This window comes from Vibrio chanodichtyis (assembly GCF_028863985.1).
Taxonomy (GTDB): Bacteria; Pseudomonadota; Gammaproteobacteria; order Enterobacterales; family Vibrionaceae; genus Vibrio; species Vibrio chanodichtyis.
Map to the genome: position 1 here is coordinate 130,290 of NZ_JARBFT010000001.1, position 20,695 is coordinate 150,984.

Sequence of the window (20,695 nt, forward strand, 5' to 3'; positions counted from 1 at the left end):
GTGATGAGAGAATGGATTAATCAAAGTCAAATCGATGTATTAGCCAAAGAGATCGGTGCGGAAAATATTCCGCTGTTACTCAACATTTTTGTTGATGAATTAAACGACTATCAACGCCGCCTGCGTAGTGAGCCGCACGCGAATCAGCGTGAATACCTGCAAGAGATCAGCCACGCGCTGAAAAGCAGCGCCGCCAGTTTTGGCGCGGAGCGCTTACGCGGTAAGGCGATCGAATTAGACCGCCTTGCTCACACTGATCTGACGTTTGATCTCGCCTATGAAGTGGAACAGATGCTGGAACTGCTGGACCAAACCCACCAACGATATTTACAACTGGTTGATTAATTGCTCTTCAATCGCTTGTCTCAGTTTTTGCCGATCATGACGCCAGTCACGGTTGGCAGAAGCCAAATCACGGGTCACAAAATTCCAACGCTGTTGTAAATCGGGATGAGGATGATGACCCAACACCACATCAATTTTGCGGCCTAGACAGGCTCTTTCGCACCATTCCAATTTTTGCTCTAGGCTCATTCTGCCCGCAGGACCATGTTCTGGTGACAAGTTTTCGACAAAAATGACCGTGGCCGCCGGATTACGAGCAATTGCTTTACCCAACTCAGGAAGCAGTAGCGGCGGCATCACACTGGTTAAAAAGCTACCCGGGCCTAAAATCACACAATCTGCTTGTTGAATTGCAGAGATCGCCTCTTTGGTAGCGGGCACTTCTGGGGCTAAATCGAGGCGGCGTAAATCTTGCGCCATTTCATCTACGCTAGTTTCACCGGTGACCCATTTGCCATCTAGTGCTAACGCGGCCAGATCCGATGGGTGCTCAGACATTGGTAAAATATTGACATCAACCTTAAGCATATTGCGGATCAGATTGATGGCATCCAGCGGTCGCACCGAGAGATTATCTAATGCGGTGAGCATTAAATTGCCCAAATTATGCCCATTCAGCTCGCCTGTGCCTTTAAAGCGATACTCAAACATCATCGAACTGATCGAGGGCTCAGTAATTAACTGATTGATGCAGTTACGCGTATCACCCCAAGCAATTCCTCCTTGGCAGTGACGAATTCGGCCAGTTGAGCCGCCATTATCGGTGGTGGTGACGATACCGGTGGCATTGGAGCCAAACACTTTCAGTGCCGCTAGCATCCGGCCAAGACCGTGACCACCGCCGATGGCCACTACTTTTTTGCTTTGATAGAGAGACATAGGATCCTGCTTATTTTGGCTGCTGAGCAGCAATTTAACCAAGTTGATCCAGATTAGATACCCATTTAGGGCTAAATTTATTGTTAGCGCCCCTTTTTTAGGGAGAGAGGTAGCATCGCGGCAGATTATTGAGTATTTTACCCGCAGCAGCCAGAGCTAAGAGGTTGGAAACATCACTCTGCTTGGCCGTAACTCCGAGCTTATCGCGCTAAGTTTTTTAAATATGCGTTATAAGCCAGTGACGGAAGGTCACAAGGGCATGGTGAGAAATGACGATGCCTCCCGTATTTGGAAAGGTGTTCCGTGGCGCAACAATTCGAAGACAGATTTCAACGTAAATTTTATTATTTACGTCTCTCGATCACTGACGTTTGTAATTTCAAATGTACCTATTGCTTACCTGATGGTTACCGACCAGCAGCGGGTAACGCTAACTCTTTTTTGCGTGTCGCTGAAATCCAGCGGGTGGTGAATGCTTTTGCTGAGTGTGGTACTTCAAAAGTCCGCATCACTGGTGGTGAGCCATCGCTGCGTAAAGATTTTAGTCAAATCATCCAAACCATCGCCGCTACACCCGGCATTAAAAAAGTCGCCACCACCACCAATGGTTATCGTTTAGCCAAACAGATCGGCGAGTGGCGAGAGGCTGGGCTTACTCAACTCAATGTCAGTGTCGACAGTTTAGATCCACGCATGTTCGCGCAAATCACTGGTGAAAACCGTTTCCAACAAGTGATGGCGGGAATTGATCGCGCTTTTGAGGTTGGCTTTGCACAAGTCAAAGTTAACGTGGTGCTGATGAAAGATCTTAACCATCTTGAACTGCCTAAATTTATGGCGTGGATTAAAACGCGTGCGATTCAACTGCGTTTTATTGAGCTGATGCAAACCGGTGAGATGAACGACTTATTTGCCCGTCATCATTTGTCTGGTGCCGCGATACGCGACTATCTGATCAACAACGGTTGGCAGCGTAAAGTGCGCGCCGATAACGATGGTCCGGCGCAAGTGTTTATCCATGCGGATTATCTTGGTGAAATCGGCTTGATCATGCCTTATGAGAAAGATTTCTGCAGCAGTTGTAATCGCTTGCGTGTTTCGGCGCAAGGTAAGCTGCATCTTTGCCTATTTGGCGAACAAGGCATTGAGTTACGCGATCTGCTGCAGCACGATCAACAGCAAGTTGCATTAATTGAACGTATTCAAACTCAGTTGCACAACAAAGCCCAAACCCACTTTTTGCAAGATGGCAAAGTGGGAATGACGCCACATTTGGCATCGATTGGTGGTTGAGCGGCTAATTATTACTTAGCCTCGCGCGCGAGGCTTAACTATTTCGAAAAGGTGAACTTATGGGCCATGCAGTAAGCAAATTTCAAGCCGCAAATATTGCGGTACTGACGGTATCCGATACGCGTACTGAAGAGAATGATACTTCTGGCGGTTATTTGGCCGAGCAGTTACAACTGGCTGGGCATAAACTGGCCGATAAACAGATTGTGATTGACGATATGTACCAAATCCGCGCCGTGGTGTCACAGTGGATTGCAGAGCCGACGATTCAAGCGATTTTGATCACGGGTGGAACCGGATTTACTTCGCGCGATAGCACGCCTGAAGCGCTTAAGCCACTGTTTGATAAAGAAGTGGAAGGTTTTGGTGAGCTATTCCGCATGGTCTCTTATGAAGAAATTGGTACTTCGACCATCCAGTCGCGTGCAGTGGCCGGTTTTGCTAACCATACCGTGATTTTTGCGATGCCCGGTTCGACTGGAGCGTGCCGGACTGGCTGGACTAAGATTATTCAACAGCAGTTGGATGCTGCGCACCGTCCATGTAACTTTATGCCGCACTTGACGGTGTAAGGGGATTTAATGAGCCAACTGACTCACATCAATGCGGCCGGCCAAGCCAATATGGTCGATGTCTCAAACAAAGCTGATAGCGTACGCGAAGCGCGCGCCGAAGCGTATGTACGCATGGCACCTGCAACGCTGCAACTGATCCTGTCCGGTCAGCATCATAAAGGTGATGTGTTTGCCACCGCACGCATCGCTGGCATTCAAGCCGCCAAACGGACATGGGAACTGATCCCACTCTGCCACCCTCTGCTACTGTCCAAAGTGGAAGTACAGTTAGAAGCACTGCCGGAAAAAAACAGTGTGCGTATTGAAGCGCTGTGTAAACTGAGCGGTAAAACTGGGGTAGAGATGGAAGCGTTGACCGCTGCATCAGTGGCGGCGCTGACCATTTACGATATGTGTAAAGCGGTACAAAAAGATATTGTGATTGAGCAGGTGCGTTTGCTGGAAAAATCGGGCGGTAAGTCTGGACACTTTAAGGTGAATGCATGATTACCGTGTTGTTTTTTGCCCAAACCCGTGAGTTGGTGGCGTGCGAGAGTATGCTGGTTGAGCAACCATTCGCCAGCGTCGAAGCGTTGCGACAGCATTTGGCGCAACAACCTGGCAAATGGGATATCGCGTTACAACCGGGTAAGCTATTGGCCGCAGTCAATCAAGCGATAGTGCCGTTTGACACTCCGCTGCACGCGGGCGATGAGGTGGCTTTTTTCCCACCGGTGACGGGAGGTTAACATGGACAATCGGGTTGCAGTACAAAGCGCAGATTTTTCGGTAGCGGATGAATACCAAGCGTTGGCGCAGGGCACTCAAGCCGGTGCAGTAGTGACGTTTGTCGGTAAAGTGCGGGATATGAACTTAGGGGATAATGTGCTTGGTTTACATCTTGAACACTATCCAGGCATGACCGAAAAAGCCTTATTGGAGATTTGCGATTTAGCCCAAGCGCGTTGGCCGTTACAGCGCGTGCGCGTTATCCATCGGATTGGTGATATGCTCAGCGGTGACCAAATTGTGTTTGTTGGGGTCACCAGTGCCCACCGTAATGCCGCCTTTGCCGCGTGTGAATTCATCATGGATTATTTGAAAACGCGGGCCCCATTTTGGAAAAAAGAGTTGACCACCGAACAGAGTCGCTGGATTGACTCGCGCGCGAGTGATCAACAAGCGATGCAGCGTTGGGAAAGTGACGTATCGACGCCTCCGCGTTAAATGATTGCGCTACTCAAATGATAGCACTGCTTAAAATGTGCACAGTGCCGCGTTGATGATGCTTGGCATAAAACAGCGCTTGGTCGGCGACCGCCACCAGTTTTTCAGTGGTGACATCTGGCTCTAACTGATCACTGTGGCGGATGCCGATAGTGATGGTGACATGATCTGACACTCTGGATCTTGAATGTTTGATATTCAGCTCGGTCACCATCAGCATCAACTGTTTGGTGCGCTGCTGACACTGCTCGGCACTGACATTGGTCATAAAAATTAAAAATTCATCTCCACCATAGCGAAAGCAAAGCTCACCTTCCGATTTCCAACGTTGTAGCGTTTGGCTGATTTGGCGTAGCACCTCATCACCTTGCAGATGGCCATATTCATCGTTGTACTCTTTAAAACAATCAATATCGATCATCAACAGCGCAGCACTCAGGTTATCTTGGCGCGCGGTATCCAGTGCTTGTGGCAGTAAATAATCCATCGCGTAGCGGTTATACACTTGAGTCAGGTGATCGATATGGGTCAAGTGTTCCAGTTTTAATTGATGCTGAGCCAGTTTTTCCACTGAGCGTTTGTAATTGGAAATATTACGGATGATCCAAAGTACCATTTCAGTACCGGGTAATGGGATGATCAGGGCTGAAAAATACTGTTTTTCGATTGGGCCAAGGGCAAGATTAAAATACGCCAGTTGGGTCGGATCGATTTCATACTCTAGCTCTTTGGCACAATTTTGATCAATCGCTTGTTCAATCACACTCAAAAATTGAGTCGCTTGCGCCACTGGTAGCACATCATACAGGTTTAAGCCGATCAGGTTAGCCGGATTGTGGTGACGATTGCTGTCTGATCCACCATACACTTCCAGATAAACGCCCTGTCTATTCAACAGAAAAATTGGCTCGGGTAATGATTGGAAAATAAACTGCAGGATTTTTGGATTGGCAATGATCATGGTGGATAAAATAGAAGTCATCAACTTAATGCCTGTTGAATGAATAGGTATTCTTCTATTTATAGATGATTTTGCTGCGCCCCGATACGGGGTGAGCATGACTTTTTACCGATAAATCACTAAACCAAAGAGTGATGTTCTTATCCGGTTAAAAATGGCCGCGTAAAGCTCGTGCTTCAGCGATTGGCGAGCATTATTTTATCAATAGAGTGAAAAATCTGCTTGACCTTAAAGTTAACTCCAAGGTGTAAGCTGACAGCAGACTATAAAAAGGAGATGAAATATGTGTGCTAAACACCATGCGTGTCGTTCAAAATCGTTAACTCAACCAACGCCAACTCATCACACTAGCTGTTCGGGAAGCCCGAAAATCGTGACCATTCGTGCTGCGGGAGTAGCCGCGGTGTGTGATGGTGATGGCTGTTGCAGCACTGTGGATAGCGGCGGTGGTTCACCATTGGAAGATGAGTCCGAGCAACATCGAAGCGAAGAATCAGCATCGCGTTATCAGCAGAGTTGGTATATCGCAGGGATGGATTGTCCCTCCTGCGCACAAAAAATTGAAAAAGCGGTCAAACAACTGAGTGATGTTGCTCAGGTGCAAGTAACCTTCGCCACACAGAAGTTGGTGGTGGGCTTTAATCAACAAACAACCGCGTTAAGCATCGAACAAGCGGTTATCAATAGCGGCTTCACTTTAAGTTCATCGGGTGCGGCGGCTTCTAACTCCGAACAGACTCAATCTCCTTTCTGGCAAAGTGAAAATGCACGAATCATCGGCATTGCTGCCCTGATGGCTGTGGGTGTGTTAGTCAATTCCGCTGAAATCAGCCGTTGGATTTTCACTATTACCTGTCTTTTGGGTTTGCTGCCCATTATTCAACAAGCTTGGCGTTTGGCAAAATCGGGTTCTCCTTTCTCGATTGAGACCTTAATGTCAGTGGCGGCTATCGGCGCGTTATATCTTGGTGAAACCTTAGAAGCGGCGATGGTGCTGCTACTGTTTTTAATTGGTGAACGGTTAGAAGCGTATGCCGCGTCACGAGCACGCAGTGGCGTGCAGGCTTTGATGGCGCTAGTGCCTGAAACCGCATTGAGAATTGAAAATGGTCAACGTGTCTCTGTGCCTGCGGAGCAGTTGCAGCCCGGCGATGTGATTGAAGTCGCACCCGGAGCTCGCTTACCCGCAGACGGACAACTTCTGGCGGCAGCAAGTTTGGATAATAGTGCGCTGACCGGTGAATCTCTCCCCGTAGAACTTACAGTTGGCGCTCGCGTTTCTGCTGGGTGTGTGGTGGTCGATAAAGTGGTGCAGGTCGAAATTATTTCTCGCCAAGGTGAGAATGCCATCGATCGCATCCTACACCTGATTGAACAAGCGGAATCACGCAAAGCACCGCTTGAACGCTTCTTGGATAAATTCAGCCGTTGGTACACACCACTAATGATGATGGTGGCAATCGTAGTGATCATCATCCCGCCATTAGCATTTGGTGCGGATTGGCAAACATGGATTTATCGTGGCTTAGCGCTGTTGCTGATCGCTTGTCCGTGTGCATTAGTGATTTCAACTCCTGCAGCAATTACTTCTGGCTTAGCCGCTGCAGCCCGTCGAGGTGCTTTGATCAAAGGTGGCGCGGCATTAGAGCAGTTAGGCAAAATTGAAACTATAGCCTTTGATAAAACCGGCACCTTGACTGAAGGTAAACCACAAGTCACTGACCTTATTCCCTACCAAGGTTGGGATGGACTCACCTTATTGGCGAGAGCGGCTGCGATCGAGATGGGTTCACATCATCCACTGGCGAGATCATTAGTCGCCAAAGCACAAGCTGAGCAGCTCGTACTTCCCGAAGCGCATGAAAAAACTGCCTTGGCTGGGCGTGGGATCAGTGGAGAGATTGCCGGTATCACTTATCACATCCTCGCTCCTAATCGGGTTGAGGTTGAGTTGCCGCCAGCGGTTGCTGAGCAAGTCAGCGGTTTAGAAGCACAAGGCAAAACCGTAGTGGTGATGCTGGACAATCAGCAAGTGGTCGGCGTGATCGCTTGGCAAGATATTTTACGTGATGATGCACGCGCCGCGATTGAAGCGTTGCAACGGATCGGGATCAAAGCGTTGATGCTGACTGGGGATAATCAGCGCAGCGCTGCTGCGATCAGCCAGCAACTGAACATCGATTTTCGAGCCGGATTATTACCGCAAGATAAAGTTAGTTATATCGAACAATTAGCGCAAACTCAGCGCGTTGCGATGGTTGGCGATGGTATCAACGATGCACCCGCGATGAAACAGGCCAGTATCGGCATCGCGATGGGTGGTGGCACGGATGTGGCGCTGGAAACGGCAGATGCGGCACTGACGCATAATCGGCTGCTGGAGCTGGCTGGCATGGTTGAGCTATCACGCGCCACTCTGGCGATCATTCGGCAAAATGTCATCTTAGCGCTAGGGCTAAAATCGGTGTTTTTAGTGACCAGCCTGATTGGTATGACGGGATTATGGATGGCAGTATTGGCCGACAGTGGGGCCACTGCACTGGTGACACTGAATGCGTTACGGCTGCTCAAATTTGGTCAGCGTTCGGTTTAAATCGGGCGCGTAGCGAAGGGATTTCTATTGGTACTCAGGGCATTAATCACTCACCATCATTGGGCAAATAATAATGGTGGGTGATAGCTGATGCTGACCTATGCTTAGCAGGATGAGTCTCATCGCTTGTTATGGTGTTGGGTGAAATCCTCCGATAACGAACAGTCATGTGTGATGCAAATCGATTAACCGTGCAATCCAATTGATTATTGCCCTGCGTAGTATGACTGAGTTCGCTTATTTACTGGCATCTATCGACTAAAGTGACTGAGTACCCTAATGATCAATATGCTGAATAAATGCAAGAGCAGGAGCCTGTTATGACCAAAACTGTATTCCACCTTGGCGTCACTGACGCTGATTTAAACGGGGCCACCTTAGCGATTATTCCCGGGGATCCGGCTCGAGTGCAGAAGATTGCCGAGTTAATGGATAACCCAGTGTTTCTGGCTAGCCATCGTGAATATACTGTATATCGCGCTGAGCTAGCGGGAAAATCGGTTGTGGTGTGCTCAACCGGGATCGGTGGCCCTTCAACCTCGATTGCGGTGGAAGAGCTGGCGCAATTAGGCGTGCGTACTTTCTTGCGCGTCGGTACCACCGGGGCGATCCAGCCGCACGTTAACGTGGGCGATATGATAGTTACCACCGGCTCGGTACGTTTGGATGGTGCTAGTTTGCATTTCGCACCGATGGAATTTCCTGCGGTGCCGGATTTTGAGGTTGCCACGGCGATGAAAGCGGCAGCGCAAGCCAGTGGTGCCGCTGTGCATATGGGCATCACCGCATCTTCTGATACTTTCTACCCAGGTCAAGAGCGTTATGACACTTTCACTGGACGAGTGGTGCGGCGTTTCCAAGGTTCAATGCAAGAGTGGCAACAGATGGGGGTATTGAACTTTGAAATGGAATCCGCGACGCTGCTGACCATGTGTGCCAGCTCAGGTTTGCAAGCCGGTTGTGTTGCCGGGGTGATCATTAATCGCACTCAACAAGAAATCCCAGATCACGCCACGCTGAAAGAAACGGAAGCGCGTTCGATTAAAGTAGTGGTCGAAGCAGCGCGTCACTTGCTGCAATAATAATGGCTGAGTTTCAGCATTAAAACTCCCATCGAGACCAAACCAGCGCCGTGTTATGGCGCTGGGTTACCTTTTTGACCGCCGTTAGCCACATAGCTAAATCAGCACTAATTGTGGCAAAGGTTGATATAAGCTTTTCACTAACTGATTGAGCATATCATCGTAAACCTGAGCGATGGTCGCGGAGATCTCGCTGGTTAATTGATACAGCGCATCACTATTCAATACGTCGCTATCCAATACGTCACTATCCAATACATTGCTGTCCAATAACAGGCCGTTATCGCAGATGGTGTTAAGCTGGCACATCGCCGCACTACCCACTGGCGAACTGAGTGTTAGTGGGCTGATCAACGCCAATTGCTCAAGTTTACGTCGCATCAACTGACCATAATGCACGACTCGGGCTGGTTGGTCGGTATTGGGCAGATCTTCAATACACAGACGTAGTTGCGTCAGGGTTTCCATTGCATCAAAAATTTGTTGCCAATTCATATGGTATTGATCACGCAGCTCTGCACGCCCTGCATCCACTAACCAAGCCATACTCACATCATCCATTAAATACATGCAGTGGCGGATCAATTTGCCGTGTAGCCGTTGGTTTTTACCTACCGTGGCTTGTGACCATTGGTTGAGCACGGCTTGCAGTGAATTTTGCAAAATACGATACGACGGCTTGTTGTCAAAATGAGCGATCTGGATCAGTTGCTCCGATTTGGCAAGCCAACGTTGTTGTAGGGCGGAGAGATCGCTTAGATTGACTTGATCGCGATCTGATTGACTGAGTGCTTGATGGGTCAGGCTACGATGCTGGCGACAGAGCGCCAACATTTCACGCAGGCCAATCAGCAGCTCGAATTTGCGTTGCTGCGCCGAGTGTTTGGGTTGAGCGTAGCGGTAAATTGCACCAAGCATCGCCAATCCAATCAGCAGTGATATTGTTCCCCACATAGTCACCTCCGAAGCGGTATTTCACGGTTGCCGATCATCTGCTACGTAGTCATTACATAGCGACATATGGAGTAGTGCAGTTTGAATGCCAAGAATTTTATGATTTAAAATCAATGAATTATTTTTTGGATGAGATTTTTGCTGCTCATTAATGGTGCAGAACGCGCAAAAAGTGTGAGCAAGGTTCAGTTTTAGCAGGTGATGGACGGATAGCTAATCGCTGAGGAGGTTGCCAGCGTAACTTATAAAATCCGCATTAAAAAAGCCTTTGCATTTGGCAAAGGCTTAGTGGTTATGACGGAACCGCTCGATGTTGCAAGCGGTATCCTAAGGCTTACATCACACGCATACCTGCTTGTGCACCTTGATGCGGTTCAAGCAACCACAAGTCGCTACCACCAGGGCCAGCGGCGAGGATCATGCCTTCCGACATGCCGAACTTCATCTTACGCGGTTTAAGGTTGGCCACTACCACCGTGTATTTACCAATCAAATCTTCTGGTTGGTAGGCTGATTTAATCCCAGAGAAGACTTGGCGAGTTTCACCGCCGATATCGAGCTCAAACTTGAGCAGCTTGTCCGATTTTTCGACCGCTTCACAAGAAAGGATCTTAGCAATCCGCAGATCGACTTTGGCGAAATCATCAAACTCAATTTCTGCCGCGAGAGGATCTTTGCTTAGCTCGGTTGCTGCGCTCTTTGGCTTTGCCGCTTCCGCTGCGGCTTTTTCTGCCTCGGCTTCAGCTTTCGACGCGGCAATCATCGCTTCAACCTGTTTCGGATCGATCCGGTTGAACAGCGCTTTGAATGGGGTCACTGCGTGATCGGTCAGCGGTGTCGCGATATTTTCCCAAGTTAACTCTTGGTTGAGGAAAGCTTCCGTACGCAGTGCCAACGCTGGCATTACCGGCTTGAGGTAGGTCATTAGTACGCGGAACAAGTTAATCCCCATGGTACAAATATCTTGCAGCGCTTGATCTTGGCCTTCCTGCTTGGCCACTACCCAAGGGGCTTTTTCATCCACATATTGGTTAGCTTTATCGGCCAGTGCGGTGATTTCACGAATGGCACGACCAAACTCACGTGCTTCAAACAGCGCAGCGATTCGATCGGCTGCGCCAGCAAATTCGGCGTACAGCTCTGGCTCCGCCAATTGAGCTGACAATTTGCCATCGAAACGTTTGGTGATAAAGCCTGCATTACGTGACGCTAAGTTAACGATCTTGTTGACCACGTCAGCATTGACGCGCTGGGTGAAGTCTTCAAGATTCAGATCGAGATCGTCAATCCGATTGTTGAGTTTGGCCGCGTAGTAATAACGCAGACACTCGGGATCCAAGTGGTTGAGGTAGGTGCTGGCTTTGACAAACGTACCTTTGGATTTGGACATTTTCGCGCCATTCACCGTGACATAACCGTGTACAAACACGTTGGTCGGTTTACGGAAACCAGAGCCGTCAAGCATCGCCGGCCAGAACAAGCTATGGAAGTAAACGATGTCTTTACCGATGAAGTGGTAAAGCTCGGTTTGGCTGTCTTTATTCCAGTATTCGTTAAAGTCGAGATCGTCACGCTTGTCACACAGGTTTTTAAATGAACCCATGTAACCAATTGGCGCATCCAACCATACATAGAAGAACTTGTCTTTCTCGCCCGGAATTTCAAAGCCGAAGTAAGGTGCATCGCGGGAAATATCCCACTGTTGCAAGCCGCCTTCAAACCACTCTTGCATCTTGTTGGCGGTTTCTGATTGCAGCGATCCTGAGCGGGTCCACTCTTTAAGCATGCTTTCAAACTGCGGCAGGTCAAAGAAGAAGTGCTCAGAATCTTTCATCACTGGCGTCGCGCCAGATACTGCTGATTTAGGATTGATCAGCTCGGTTGGGCTGTAAGTCTCACCACACGCGTCACAGTTATCCCCGTACTGATCTTCGGATTTACATTTCGGGCAGGTGCCTTTGACGAAACGATCCGGTAGGAACATCTGTTTTTCAGGGTCAAACAATTGAGAAATGGTGCGGCTAGAAATAAAGCCGTTGTTTTTCAATTGCAGATAGATGTGTGACGCCAGCTCGCGGTTTTCATCGCTATGGGTGCTGTGGTAGTTATCAAAGCTAATATCGAAGCCAGCAAAATCGCGTTGGTGCTCTTCGCTCACCATCTCGATCATCGCTTCTGGTGTCATACCCATTTGCTGTGCTTTCAGCATGATAGGTGTACCGTGCGCATCATCGGCACAGATAAAGTTTACTGTATTGCCGCGCAGACGCTGATAACGAACCCAAATGTCAGCTTGGATATGCTCAAGCATATGGCCAAGGTGGATTGAACCGTTCGCGTAAGGCAGGGCACAAGTGACCAGAAGTTTTCTTGGATCGTTTGCCATACTTAATATTCGCTTTTGTTGATAGGGACTAAATTGAAGCGATAATACTACCCTAAGCACGCAGTCACGCCAAGGCGCGCGGCAGTTGATTCCCCTATCTTTTTCAGGGTTCAGTTGACAGCCAAGCAGTGCTAGCATGGGTAAAAAAGGGGAAGTTATGCTATCCATCCAATCCAAACACGATCTCTGCCTATGGCTGAGCCAATTTTCGCATCCTGATTTAATCAGTGACTGGGCGCTGGCTCCCGGGCTGGTTAAGGTGACGCCTAATCAACAACTTATCATCCAACTGCCGTTTGCGGCGCATGATCTGGTTAGTCAATTGAACGCTTGGCTGCTCAAACAGCAAGCCAGTGGAGCAATCGCGCCGATCACCTTTGAGATTCAAGTGCAACCTAAAGCGTTAGTCACCCCGCTTGGTACATCCGTCAACGGAGTGAAAAACATCATCGCAGTGACGTCCGGCAAGGGTGGGGTGGGTAAATCGACCACGGCCGCTAACCTAGCATTGGCAATCGCGCAATCGGGTGCCAAGGTTGGCTTGTTGGATGCGGATATTTATGGCCCATCGGTACCCCTGATGTTCGGCAAAACCCAAGCCAAACCACAAGTGCGTGATAATAAATGGATGCAGCCGATCTGCGCCCACGGGATTGCCACCCATTCGATTGGTTATTTGGTTGATGAGGCGGATGCGGCGATTTGGCGCGGGCCAATGGCTTCTAAAGCGCTGGGGCAACTGCTTAATGAAACTGAGTGGCCAGATTTGGATTATCTGGTGATCGATATGCCACCAGGCACCGGTGATATTCAGCTTACGCTTGCTCAGCAAATTCCAGTCACTGGCGCGGTGATTGTCACCACGCCGCAGGATTTAGCGCTAGCGGATGCGCGCAAAGGGGCGGCGATGTTTGCCAAAGTCGCTGTGCCAGTGCTTGGGCTGGTGGAAAACATGAGTTATCACATCTGTAGTCACTGCGGTGAAAAAGAGTCTATTTTTGGGGTTGGTGGAGCGCAAACTCTGGCCGCTGAATTTGGTTTATCCCTGTTAGCGCAAATCCCGCTGCATATTGATCTGCGTGCCGATCTGGATGCCGGTGTGCCGACTGTGGTCGCGCGCCCAGACAGTGAACATACTGAGCGTTATTTAGCGCTGGCGCAGCGCGTATGTGCCACCTTGTATTGGCAAGGTAAACCCAAACCGGAGTCGATTGCGATCCAGTGGATGAACTAAGCCGAACTCGGTTATTTGGGTCAGTGTCAATGTAATCGGTTGCACTGACTGAAACTTATCCATCCAAGCTTGGCTGGCTGGTTTTTGCTAAATGCAAACTGGTATCTAGGTCACAGTTTCCCTATAATCAGGCGGTTTACCTTCATTCCTCACAACCATGTTCGGGTGCATAAAACCATGTCTGAAAATAATCAATGTGTCATCGTCGGTATTGCTGGCGCTTCTGCTTCTGGTAAAAGTCTCATTGCGAGCACGATCTATAACGAGCTGCGCGCCAAAGTAGGTGACCATCAAATCGGTGTGATTACGGAAGATTGCTACTATAAAGATCAGAGTCATCTGAGCATGGAAGAGCGGGTTAAAACCAACTACGACCATCCGAATGCTTTAGATCACGATTTACTGTGCCAACATTTAGAAATGCTGGCCCGTGGTGAAGCGGTTGAAGTGCCAGAATACAGCTATACTGAGCATACGCGCACCGCAAGCACCACCACGATGACCCCGAAAAAAGTGATCATTTTGGAAGGTATTTTGCTGCTGACCGACCCTCGCCTGCGCAGCTTAATGCATGCGACCGTGTTTATGGATACCCCGTTGGATATCTGTTTACTGCGCCGTGTTAAGCGTGATGTACAAGAGCGTGGCCGTACGATGGAGTCGGTACTCAAGCAGTATCAACAGACTGTGCGCCCAATGTTTATGCAATTTATTGAGCCATCGAAACAATACGCTGACATTATTGTGCCGCGTGGGGGTAAAAACCGGATCGCGATTGATGTGCTGAAAGCACATATCGCCAAACTGCTGAAAGCGTAATTTTTACCACAGCTTTACATCAGTTTGCTTTATTTTTCCCAATAGAAGTGGCACGTTAGGTGCCACTTTCTTTTTATCGTCAAGCAAGGATATGCCGATGAAAAAACTCTTTCTTTTCGTTCTGGGTGTGGTGGTACTGCTGGTTGCTGCACTGCTAGCCTTAGTCTTATTGGTCAACCCTAATCAATTTAAACCGCTGATTGTGGAACAAGCTAAGCAGCAGACTGGATTAGAACTGGTGATGGAAGGCGATATCGGCTGGCAATTTTACCCATCCATTGGCTTTGAATTAGGCAAAACTGAGCTGAGAAATCCAGCCGGTTTCCAAGCCCCTAACCTGTTTAAAGTGGATAGCGTAGGGATTGCGATTGAGCTGATGCCACTGCTCGATAAACAGCTTAATATTGGCCAACTGCGTTTAGACGGAGCTGAGTTTTATCTGGAAACCCTCAAAGATGGTCGCTCGAATCTTGATGTGGTAACCCAAGCGCTACAATCAGCTAAGACCGCTCAAGCGTCCCCTCAAACTATTTCTGAGCAAGCAAGTTCAGGATCGGCCAATAGTGCGTGGAATATAACTTTGGCTGGCGTTGCGGTGCGCAATGCGCTGCTGCAAATTGTTGATCACCAAGCTGGCAGCCAAACCAAGTTGTATGACGTGCAATTAGCGGTGACCGAATTTGCTCCCGAGCGTTGGACTAGCGTGACCTTTGCTGCCAAAGGCGATAAAGATCAGCAGAAATTTGCTGCGCAAGGTACAGCAGAAGTGCGTTTAGCCGCTGATTTTAAACAGTATGCGCTGCGCAATATTAATCTGGATGCCAGCTTTAGTGATCCTAGTAACCAAATCGATTCTGCCAAGCTGAAACTCGATACCTTTGAGTTTGATAAAGCCAATGCCTTGACCTTCTCTGTCGCGGGTAAAGCAGCAGAGATGAAGCTCAATGCGCAAGGTTCAGCCTCACTGATGGTTAACCAAGCGATGAGCAAAGTCGGTTTGGAGGCACTGAAACTGCAAGCTGAATTGGAAGGGGCTGCGTTACCGCAATCCCCGATGAAGTTAAGTTTAGACTCGCAAATTGCTTTCGATTTGACCCAAAACCATCTCAGTGTGCTGCTCAACAAACTGACGGCCAATGCGCTGAGTTTCGATGGCAAAGTGGATGTTACCCTCGCAGATATTCCGAAGGTGCGTTTCAGCTTGCACAGCCCTGAAATTGATGTGGATGCCTTGTTAGGCACCAAAGCTCAAGAGTCGCAACCTGCACCTGCCAAGGAAGCGGCGCCATCCTCATCGTCCGCTAGCGTGGCAAATGCGCCTAGAGAAGTAGAGCCGGACTTATCCGCCCTGAAAACGTTGGATGTAGCGGGTGAGATCCGCATCGACAAATTCACTGCCAGTAATGCCCATTTGCAAAACGTGCAAGCCAATTTCGCGCTCAATCGTGGTGTGGTGGATTTACAATCGTTGACGGCCAAGCTTTACCAAGGTTCACTGCAAGCCAAGGCTCATTTGGATGCACGTAAAACACCGGCAAATTACACCTTGCAGTCACAGCTCAAAGGAGTACAGGTTCAACCCCTCCTTAATGATGTGCTGAATAATCAAATGCTGGCTGGCACCGGTAATATCGATCTCAACTTGCAAGGTCAAAGTTTAACCCCAACCGGTATTCAGCAAAATCTGCAAGGCACAGTGGCGATTAATTTTGCTGATGGTGCGGTGAAAGGGATCAACGTTGCACACCTGATCCGTACTAACTATGCCAAAATCAAAGGCCAAAGTGTCGAGGAAGCGGATACGGTTAAGCAAACCGATTTCAGTGCCATGACAACCACGTTGCAACTGAATAGAGGCCAAGTGACCACCAATGATCTTAGCCTCCAGTCGCCACTGCTGCGTATTCATGGTGAAGGTCAAGCCAACTATTTACAGCACACGGTCGACTTTTTAGTGCGTACTTCGGTGGTTGGCACGCTGGAAGGCCAAGGCGGTAAGAGCTTGGATGAGCTGCGTGATGTGACGATCCCAATCAATATTTCTGGTACTTGGAGTGCGCCTAAATTCCGGCTGGTGTTTGATGAAGTGCTGAAGCAAAAGGCCAAAAAAGAGGTCGATCGCGGGGTCGAGAAGTTAACCGATAAAATCAAAGACGAGCAGACTAAAAAAGCGGTCGATGGGTTACTGAAAGGCTTGTTTAAATAGCGATCCCTTTCCTACCTGCAACTCCAAGTGGTTTGGGTATATCGCATTTCTCAACTCATTCATTTCTCAGGTCGTTGAGCGTTCAATAAGGGCTGATATTCAGCCCTTAAGTTTATTTGTGCTTCACCAATTGGGCTAACGGCAAGTAGTAAGGCTATCGTTACCAATCCACCCCTTTAAGGGCTTTGACACCGGCTTCAAAGGCGTGCTTAATGTTTTTCACTTCCGAAACGGTATCCGCCAGCTCAATTAAACTGCGGTGTGCGCCGCGCCCAGTGATGATCACCGATTGCATACTAGGGCGTTGCTCTAGCGCTTGCAGCACTTCATCCAGCTCGATATAGCTGTAGCTGACCATATAAGTCAGTTCATCCAACAGCACAACATCAAGTGTTGGATCTTTTAGCATCCGTTTACAGTGTTGCCATACCTGCTGTGCTGCTGCGCTATCACTGGCGCGATTTTGAGTATCCCAAGTAAAGCCGGTTGCCATCACTTGGAATTCGACGCCCAGCTTTTCTAACAGGTTACGCTCGCCATTGTCCCAAGTCCCTTTAATAAATTGCGCGACGGCACAGTGCTTACCGTGACCGACGGCGCGGGCAATGGTGCCAAATCCGGAGGTTGATTTGCCCTTACCATTACCCGTGATGATCAGCAATAAGCCTTTTTCTTGCTGAGCCGCAGCAATTTTGGCATCGACTTGCTGTTTAACTTTCTGTTGGCGTGCTTGGTGGCGCTGGTGTTTGATGTCATCACTCGACATACACAATCCTTTTTCCATTTGGGAGCGGTGTTTATCATAGCCCAACTTATTGCTGGCCAACAAAATAATCAGGCCAGCATACAGCGCTGGCCTTGGTTATCATTGCTCAAGCAAGGGGGAATATTAGAAGCGGTAGTTCGCTTGCACGCCAATTAGCCAGACATTACCGGAGATACCTCCGGTAAATGCACCGCCGATCAATGTAGCTAAATAGTCAGAAGGATCTCGTGGCTCATCAATGGTGGCATCTTTAGCCAAGATATAAGTGAAGCCAGCATCTAGCGTCAGTTGTGGTGTCGCTGCATAACTCGCCCCAAGGCTTAGCCAAGTGCGATCTGTTTCTGGAATGGTCGCAGTGCGGTTTTTATCATTCACTGCCGCGCTATCGTAAGCCACACCAGCACGCAGCGCGAGCTTAGGATCATATTGATAGGTGGTACCCAGCGCTAAGCGGTAGTTATCACGCCAATTTTCCTGTTTGATCAAATCAGATTTTTCAGGGAATACGGCAGTAAGTTCCTTGAATGAGCTCCAATCGGTCCAGTTGAAGCTTGCGTGAATTGCCCACTGTTGGTTTAACTGATGAAAACTGGCTAGCTCAGCAGTAGCAGGCAAGGTTAGTGACATCATGCCCGGCTTATATTCACCATAGCTAATGCCTTTAGCATGACCGTCAAAATCCATTACCACAGCCGATTTGTAAGCTAAGCCTAAACGGTGATTGGAATTGACTTGCCATACTGAACCGACTTGCCAGCCCCAAGCGGTATCTTCGCCTTCCATATATTTTAGGGTTGTACCTGCGATGGAGGTCAATTGTGGAGGAGCGATGGCACCAAAATGCCCTTCACCGATCACATAACGCACGCCTGCCCCGATGCTGAGCTGTGGCTGAATTTGGTAGGCGATATTTAAGTTTAACTCTTTGCTGATCACGCTGGCTTGGTTACCAAAGTGAGCGGCGGCAAATTCAGTACCCAGATCGGTTTCCATACCGTAGTTGGTACCCAGGGCAAAGCCGAGTACCACTTGGTCATTGATCTGGTGCGACAAATAGAAATTAGGGATCACAGCATCATGGGCAAAGTCAGTTGACATTGCATGAGTTGACTGACCATTACGGGTTACCGTGCCATTCACATCAATATTGGGATTAACGTAAATTGCGCCGCTTGAAATTTGCGTGCCGCTTAGGTAAGTCAGCAGTGCCGGGTTACGCCATTGTGCGCTGGCATTATCAGCGATTGCCGCTTCACCGGCGTAAGCGCGGCCTAATCCAGTGGCGGAATACTCTGCCAGTTGAAAGCCTGCCGCTTGGGTGAACGTTGCCACACTGCTCAGGCTTAATGCTACCGCGCAGGCAAGGAAAGTTTTATTGGTGTACATAGGAATTGTTCGCTGAAATTCGCCAAATTAAGTCGGCAAAGTCTACGGTTAGAGTGATTACTTTAAAACTTCAAATCAGAATAAGCGGTGTATTCAAAACTTTAAACTAAAAAACCTGAAATATATGGATGATATAACTGGGGTATGCCTGTGTGGCTTAAGCTTTCGGCGTACAAATGTAGGTTTATTGCGGGGTTTGATCGCACGCTTGTGCGCTGATATTGGGCGATTGATGGGTAACAAAATCAATAAAGGGGCTGAATTTCAGCCCCTTAACCATAAGTTCTGGTTTAACGGTGGATTAGAAACTACGGCTATACTGTAAGCCAAGCATAATCGCATCCGCGTGCGTTGTGGCTGTGATCGAAGACAAACCTAGATCTTCCGACACTTTTACATCATCACCCATTAGGTAGGTAAAGCCAAAATCGACATTCGATTGCTGGTCAAGATGGTAAGTGAAACCAGCTGAGAGCCATTGGCGATCCGAATCAGGGACCGAAATCGAGGTGAGCTTATCTTGCGCACTGGTGTCATACATATAGCCAGCACGCAGGGTCCAATCGCGGTTTAGATAATAAGTCCCACCAATCGAGTAGTGCCAGCCATCTTGCCACTCGTATGGTTTTGAATAAATACCATCTTTAGCTAATCCAGCTGCAATTGGAGATTTAGTTGGGCTTAGGTTTTCAAAATCGATTTTATCAAATGAGCTCCAACCGATGTATTGGATAGAGTAGTGAACCGCAAATTTGGTGTCTTCAATTTTATGGTAGCCAGAGAATTCAAAAATATCCGGCAGCGGTAGCGTGATCTGCTGGCCAGCGTCATCTTTGGCTTTAAATTTAGGGCTGTAGTGGTAGGCCGCGCCAAAGCGGTTATTGCTATCCAATTCGTAGACTGCACCTAGATTAAAACCAAGTGCCCAACCATCGGCTTTATCCACGTTTACCAAATTGCCTAAGAGTTTATGAGAGCGCTTCATGGTGCCTTGCCCATAAATCAGATCTAAGCCTGCGCCTAAACTGAGCTGCTCATTGATGCGATAGGAGCCCGCAACACCAAAGTTAACACTCATCACATCGGTGAGACCGCCATATTCAGAGGCAACGTAGTCATCGGCAAATTCGGTTTTGGTACCAAAGTTGGTGTAGGCATTAAAACCGACTGCAAACTGGTCATCAAGCGGTACAATCAGATGGATATTGGGTGCAATGGAAGTGCCACCAACATCATCTGTATCTGCAATTGATACACCTTTGTACTTGGCATCTTTGACATCAATCATGGTGGTGATGGCTTCAAAACCCAGTGACAGCGAGGTTTTATCAAACAGTGCCATCGCGGCTGGGTTACGCGCCATCACGGAAGCGTTATCGGCAATTACTGCATCACCCGCGAAAGCACGGCCAAGACCGGTGGCGGATTGTGCGTTGAGCTGGAAACCCGCGGCAAAAGCTTGTTGGGTGGCGAGCGTTACCGTTACGGCAAGCAGGGATTTTTTAAACAGACGCATAGTGTTCATTTCGGCTTTTCCTTTTTTGTTTCGCCTCTAATGGGCGTTTTTGAGCATTGGCTGATGACAGCTATGGCTCAGTGGTGGCTGATCCTAGTTGCTAGTATAAAAAATACAAATCCGACCATTGGCTAATTATGCGATAAATTTGTTGAAATAGTAGCGATTGGGCGGTAATTGATGTGAAAGTGGTAAAAGTTAGAGTTTTCACTCTATTTGTTTTATTCAAGGGAGTGAGGTGTTGCGTACTTGGTATGCAAAATTCGGATAACAAAGTGGCGTGATCGGAGCCAATATGCCGACTTATCGCCCTCGCAGATCGTACCTTGTGGCGCCAGAACGGGCATAAATCACCTTAAAATTGATCTAATTCAAAAAATCTTGCCCTGAAGTGGTTATAGTAACCCTCGTCATCTTGTTAGTCATTGCGACTAACTTTGTTGAGCAAAGATGATACTTCCTTTTGAAGGCTGACTTTACTTTCTCCTAATCAG

The 20,695-nt window shown here is 48.4% G+C and carries 18 protein-coding genes and 1 riboswitch; of the genes, 11 read left to right on the plus strand and 7 right to left on the minus strand.

The window, feature by feature from the left end; translation table 11 throughout:
- Positions 1 to 3 precede the first annotated feature (3 nt).
- Positions 4 to 345: a quorum-sensing phosphorelay protein LuxU gene (gene luxU, locus PUN32_RS00525; protein WP_274721268.1), complete on the plus strand. Its 342-nt coding sequence runs from the start codon at positions 4 to 6 to the stop codon at positions 343 to 345.
- Here the strand turns inward: luxU and PUN32_RS00530 are convergent.
- Positions 328 to 1,224, minus strand: coding sequence for a YvcK family protein (locus PUN32_RS00530; RefSeq protein WP_274721269.1), 897 nt, complete (start codon positions 1,222 to 1,224; stop codon positions 328 to 330). The two genes, luxU and PUN32_RS00530, sit on opposite strands and share 18 nt — an antisense overlap.
- Before the next feature lie 180 nt (positions 1,225 to 1,404).
- Positions 1,405 to 1,539: riboswitch (molybdenum cofactor riboswitch) on the plus strand.
- Here PUN32_RS00530 and moaA point away from each other — a divergent pair.
- The 5 genes from moaA (at position 1,528) to moaE (ending at position 4,298) form a co-directional block, all read left to right on the plus strand.
- Entirely contained in the window at positions 1,528 to 2,517 is a 990-nt protein-coding gene (gene moaA / locus PUN32_RS00535) for a GTP 3',8-cyclase MoaA (protein ID WP_274721270.1), read from the plus strand. (Overlaps the previous riboswitch by 12 nt.)
- 59 nt (positions 2,518 to 2,576) lie before the next feature.
- Positions 2,577 to 3,089: a molybdenum cofactor biosynthesis protein B gene (gene moaB, locus PUN32_RS00540; RefSeq protein ID WP_166014654.1), complete on the plus strand. Its 513-nt coding sequence runs from the start codon at positions 2,577 to 2,579 to the stop codon at positions 3,087 to 3,089.
- A 9-nt stretch (positions 3,090 to 3,098) separates the two neighbouring features.
- The gene (moaC, locus tag PUN32_RS00545; RefSeq protein ID WP_274721271.1) at positions 3,099 to 3,578 is read left to right on the plus strand and encodes a cyclic pyranopterin monophosphate synthase MoaC; all 480 of its coding nucleotides are present in this window, start codon (positions 3,099 to 3,101) and stop codon (positions 3,576 to 3,578) included.
- Complete coding sequence (gene moaD, locus PUN32_RS00550; RefSeq protein WP_274721272.1) at positions 3,575 to 3,820, plus strand: molybdopterin synthase sulfur carrier subunit; 246 nt, start codon at positions 3,575 to 3,577, stop codon at positions 3,818 to 3,820. The genes moaC and moaD overlap by 4 nt, the downstream gene beginning before the upstream one ends.
- Before the next feature lies 1 nt (position 3,821).
- Complete coding sequence (gene moaE / locus PUN32_RS00555; RefSeq protein WP_274721273.1) at positions 3,822 to 4,298, plus strand: molybdopterin synthase catalytic subunit MoaE; 477 nt, start codon at positions 3,822 to 3,824, stop codon at positions 4,296 to 4,298.
- A gap of 13 nt (positions 4,299 to 4,311) precedes the next feature.
- Here the strand turns inward: moaE and PUN32_RS00560 are convergent, their stop codons facing one another.
- Positions 4,312 to 5,280 carry a GGDEF domain-containing protein gene (locus tag PUN32_RS00560; RefSeq protein WP_274721274.1) on the minus strand — a complete coding sequence of 323 codons (969 nt, stop codon included), beginning with the start codon at positions 5,278 to 5,280 and terminating at the stop codon, positions 4,312 to 4,314.
- Positions 5,281 to 5,542: 262 nt separating this feature from the next.
- Between PUN32_RS00560 and PUN32_RS00565 the strand changes: the two genes are divergently transcribed.
- Together PUN32_RS00565 and udp are read left to right on the plus strand one after the other, a co-directional pair.
- Entirely contained in the window at positions 5,543 to 7,852 is a 2,310-nt protein-coding gene (locus PUN32_RS00565) for a zinc/cadmium/mercury/lead-transporting ATPase (protein ID WP_274721275.1), read from the plus strand.
- A 320-nt stretch (positions 7,853 to 8,172) separates the two neighbouring features.
- Positions 8,173 to 8,934, plus strand: coding sequence for a uridine phosphorylase (gene udp, locus PUN32_RS00570; protein WP_274721276.1), 762 nt, complete (start codon positions 8,173 to 8,175; stop codon positions 8,932 to 8,934).
- Between the two features lie 96 nt (positions 8,935 to 9,030).
- Here the strand turns inward: udp and PUN32_RS00575 are convergent, their stop codons facing one another.
- Positions 9,031 to 9,888: a hypothetical protein gene (locus tag PUN32_RS00575; RefSeq protein WP_274721277.1), complete on the minus strand. Its 858-nt coding sequence runs from the start codon at positions 9,886 to 9,888 to the stop codon at positions 9,031 to 9,033.
- 334 nt (positions 9,889 to 10,222) lie between these two features.
- Positions 10,223 to 12,274 carry a methionine--tRNA ligase gene (metG, locus tag PUN32_RS00580; RefSeq protein WP_274721278.1) on the minus strand — a complete coding sequence of 684 codons (2,052 nt, stop codon included), beginning with the start codon at positions 12,272 to 12,274 and terminating at the stop codon, positions 10,223 to 10,225.
- Between the two features lie 157 nt (positions 12,275 to 12,431).
- Here metG and apbC point away from each other — a divergent pair, with 157 nt between their 5' ends.
- From apbC to PUN32_RS00595, 3 genes are all read left to right on the plus strand, one after another.
- Positions 12,432 to 13,508 carry an iron-sulfur cluster carrier protein ApbC gene (gene apbC, locus PUN32_RS00585; protein ID WP_274721548.1) on the plus strand — a complete coding sequence of 359 codons (1,077 nt, stop codon included), beginning with the start codon at positions 12,432 to 12,434 and terminating at the stop codon, positions 13,506 to 13,508.
- Positions 13,509 to 13,685: 177 nt separating this feature from the next.
- Entirely contained in the window at positions 13,686 to 14,327 is a 642-nt protein-coding gene (gene udk / locus PUN32_RS00590) for a uridine kinase (RefSeq protein WP_274721279.1), read from the plus strand.
- Between the two features lie 97 nt (positions 14,328 to 14,424).
- Positions 14,425 to 16,533, plus strand: a complete 2,109-nt coding sequence (locus tag PUN32_RS00595; protein ID WP_274721280.1) for an AsmA family protein — start codon at positions 14,425 to 14,427, stop codon at positions 16,531 to 16,533.
- Between the two features lie 160 nt (positions 16,534 to 16,693).
- Here the strand turns inward: PUN32_RS00595 and cobO are convergent, their stop codons facing one another.
- The 3 genes from cobO to PUN32_RS00610 all read right to left on the minus strand — a co-directional run bounded on the left by cobO (position 16,694) and on the right by PUN32_RS00610 (position 20,210).
- Positions 16,694 to 17,299 (minus strand): cob(I)yrinic acid a,c-diamide adenosyltransferase, encoded by a 606-nt coding sequence (cobO, locus tag PUN32_RS00600; protein WP_274721281.1) that lies wholly within the window; start codon positions 17,297 to 17,299, stop codon positions 16,694 to 16,696.
- Between the two features lie 123 nt (positions 17,300 to 17,422).
- The gene (locus PUN32_RS00605; RefSeq protein ID WP_274721282.1) at positions 17,423 to 18,685 is read right to left on the minus strand and encodes an outer membrane protein transport protein; all 1,263 of its coding nucleotides are present in this window, start codon (positions 18,683 to 18,685) and stop codon (positions 17,423 to 17,425) included.
- 301 nt (positions 18,686 to 18,986) lie between these two features.
- Complete coding sequence (locus PUN32_RS00610; protein ID WP_274721283.1) at positions 18,987 to 20,210, minus strand: outer membrane protein transport protein; 1,224 nt, start codon at positions 20,208 to 20,210, stop codon at positions 18,987 to 18,989.
- Between the last annotated feature and the right edge of the window lie 485 nt (positions 20,211 to 20,695).

Coding starts and splice junctions, on each gene's coding strand:
- luxU (WP_274721268.1), top strand. CDS start 4: ATGAGAGAATGGATTAATCAAAGTCAAATCGATGTATTAGCCAAAGAG.
- PUN32_RS00530 (WP_274721269.1), bottom strand. CDS start 1,224: ATGTCTCTCTATCAAAGCAAAAAAGTAGTGGCCATCGGCGGTGGTCAC.
- moaB (WP_166014654.1), top strand. CDS start 2,577: ATGGGCCATGCAGTAAGCAAATTTCAAGCCGCAAATATTGCGGTACTG.
- moaC (WP_274721271.1), top strand. CDS start 3,099: ATGAGCCAACTGACTCACATCAATGCGGCCGGCCAAGCCAATATGGTC.
- moaD (WP_274721272.1), top strand. CDS start 3,575: ATGATTACCGTGTTGTTTTTTGCCCAAACCCGTGAGTTGGTGGCGTGC.
- moaE (WP_274721273.1), top strand. CDS start 3,822: ATGGACAATCGGGTTGCAGTACAAAGCGCAGATTTTTCGGTAGCGGAT.
- PUN32_RS00560 (WP_274721274.1), bottom strand. CDS start 5,280: ATGACTTCTATTTTATCCACCATGATCATTGCCAATCCAAAAATCCTG.
- PUN32_RS00565 (WP_274721275.1), top strand. CDS start 5,543: ATGTGTGCTAAACACCATGCGTGTCGTTCAAAATCGTTAACTCAACCA.
- udp (WP_274721276.1), top strand. CDS start 8,173: ATGACCAAAACTGTATTCCACCTTGGCGTCACTGACGCTGATTTAAAC.
- PUN32_RS00575 (WP_274721277.1), bottom strand. CDS start 9,888: ATGTGGGGAACAATATCACTGCTGATTGGATTGGCGATGCTTGGTGCA.
- metG (WP_274721278.1), bottom strand. CDS start 12,274: ATGGCAAACGATCCAAGAAAACTTCTGGTCACTTGTGCCCTGCCTTAC.
- apbC (WP_274721548.1), top strand. CDS start 12,432: ATGCTATCCATCCAATCCAAACACGATCTCTGCCTATGGCTGAGCCAA.
- udk (WP_274721279.1), top strand. CDS start 13,686: ATGTCTGAAAATAATCAATGTGTCATCGTCGGTATTGCTGGCGCTTCT.
- PUN32_RS00595 (WP_274721280.1), top strand. CDS start 14,425: ATGAAAAAACTCTTTCTTTTCGTTCTGGGTGTGGTGGTACTGCTGGTT.
- cobO (WP_274721281.1), bottom strand. CDS start 17,299: ATGTCGAGTGATGACATCAAACACCAGCGCCACCAAGCACGCCAACAG.
- PUN32_RS00605 (WP_274721282.1), bottom strand. CDS start 18,685: ATGTACACCAATAAAACTTTCCTTGCCTGCGCGGTAGCATTAAGCCTG.
- PUN32_RS00610 (WP_274721283.1), bottom strand. CDS start 20,210: ATGAACACTATGCGTCTGTTTAAAAAATCCCTGCTTGCCGTAACGGTA.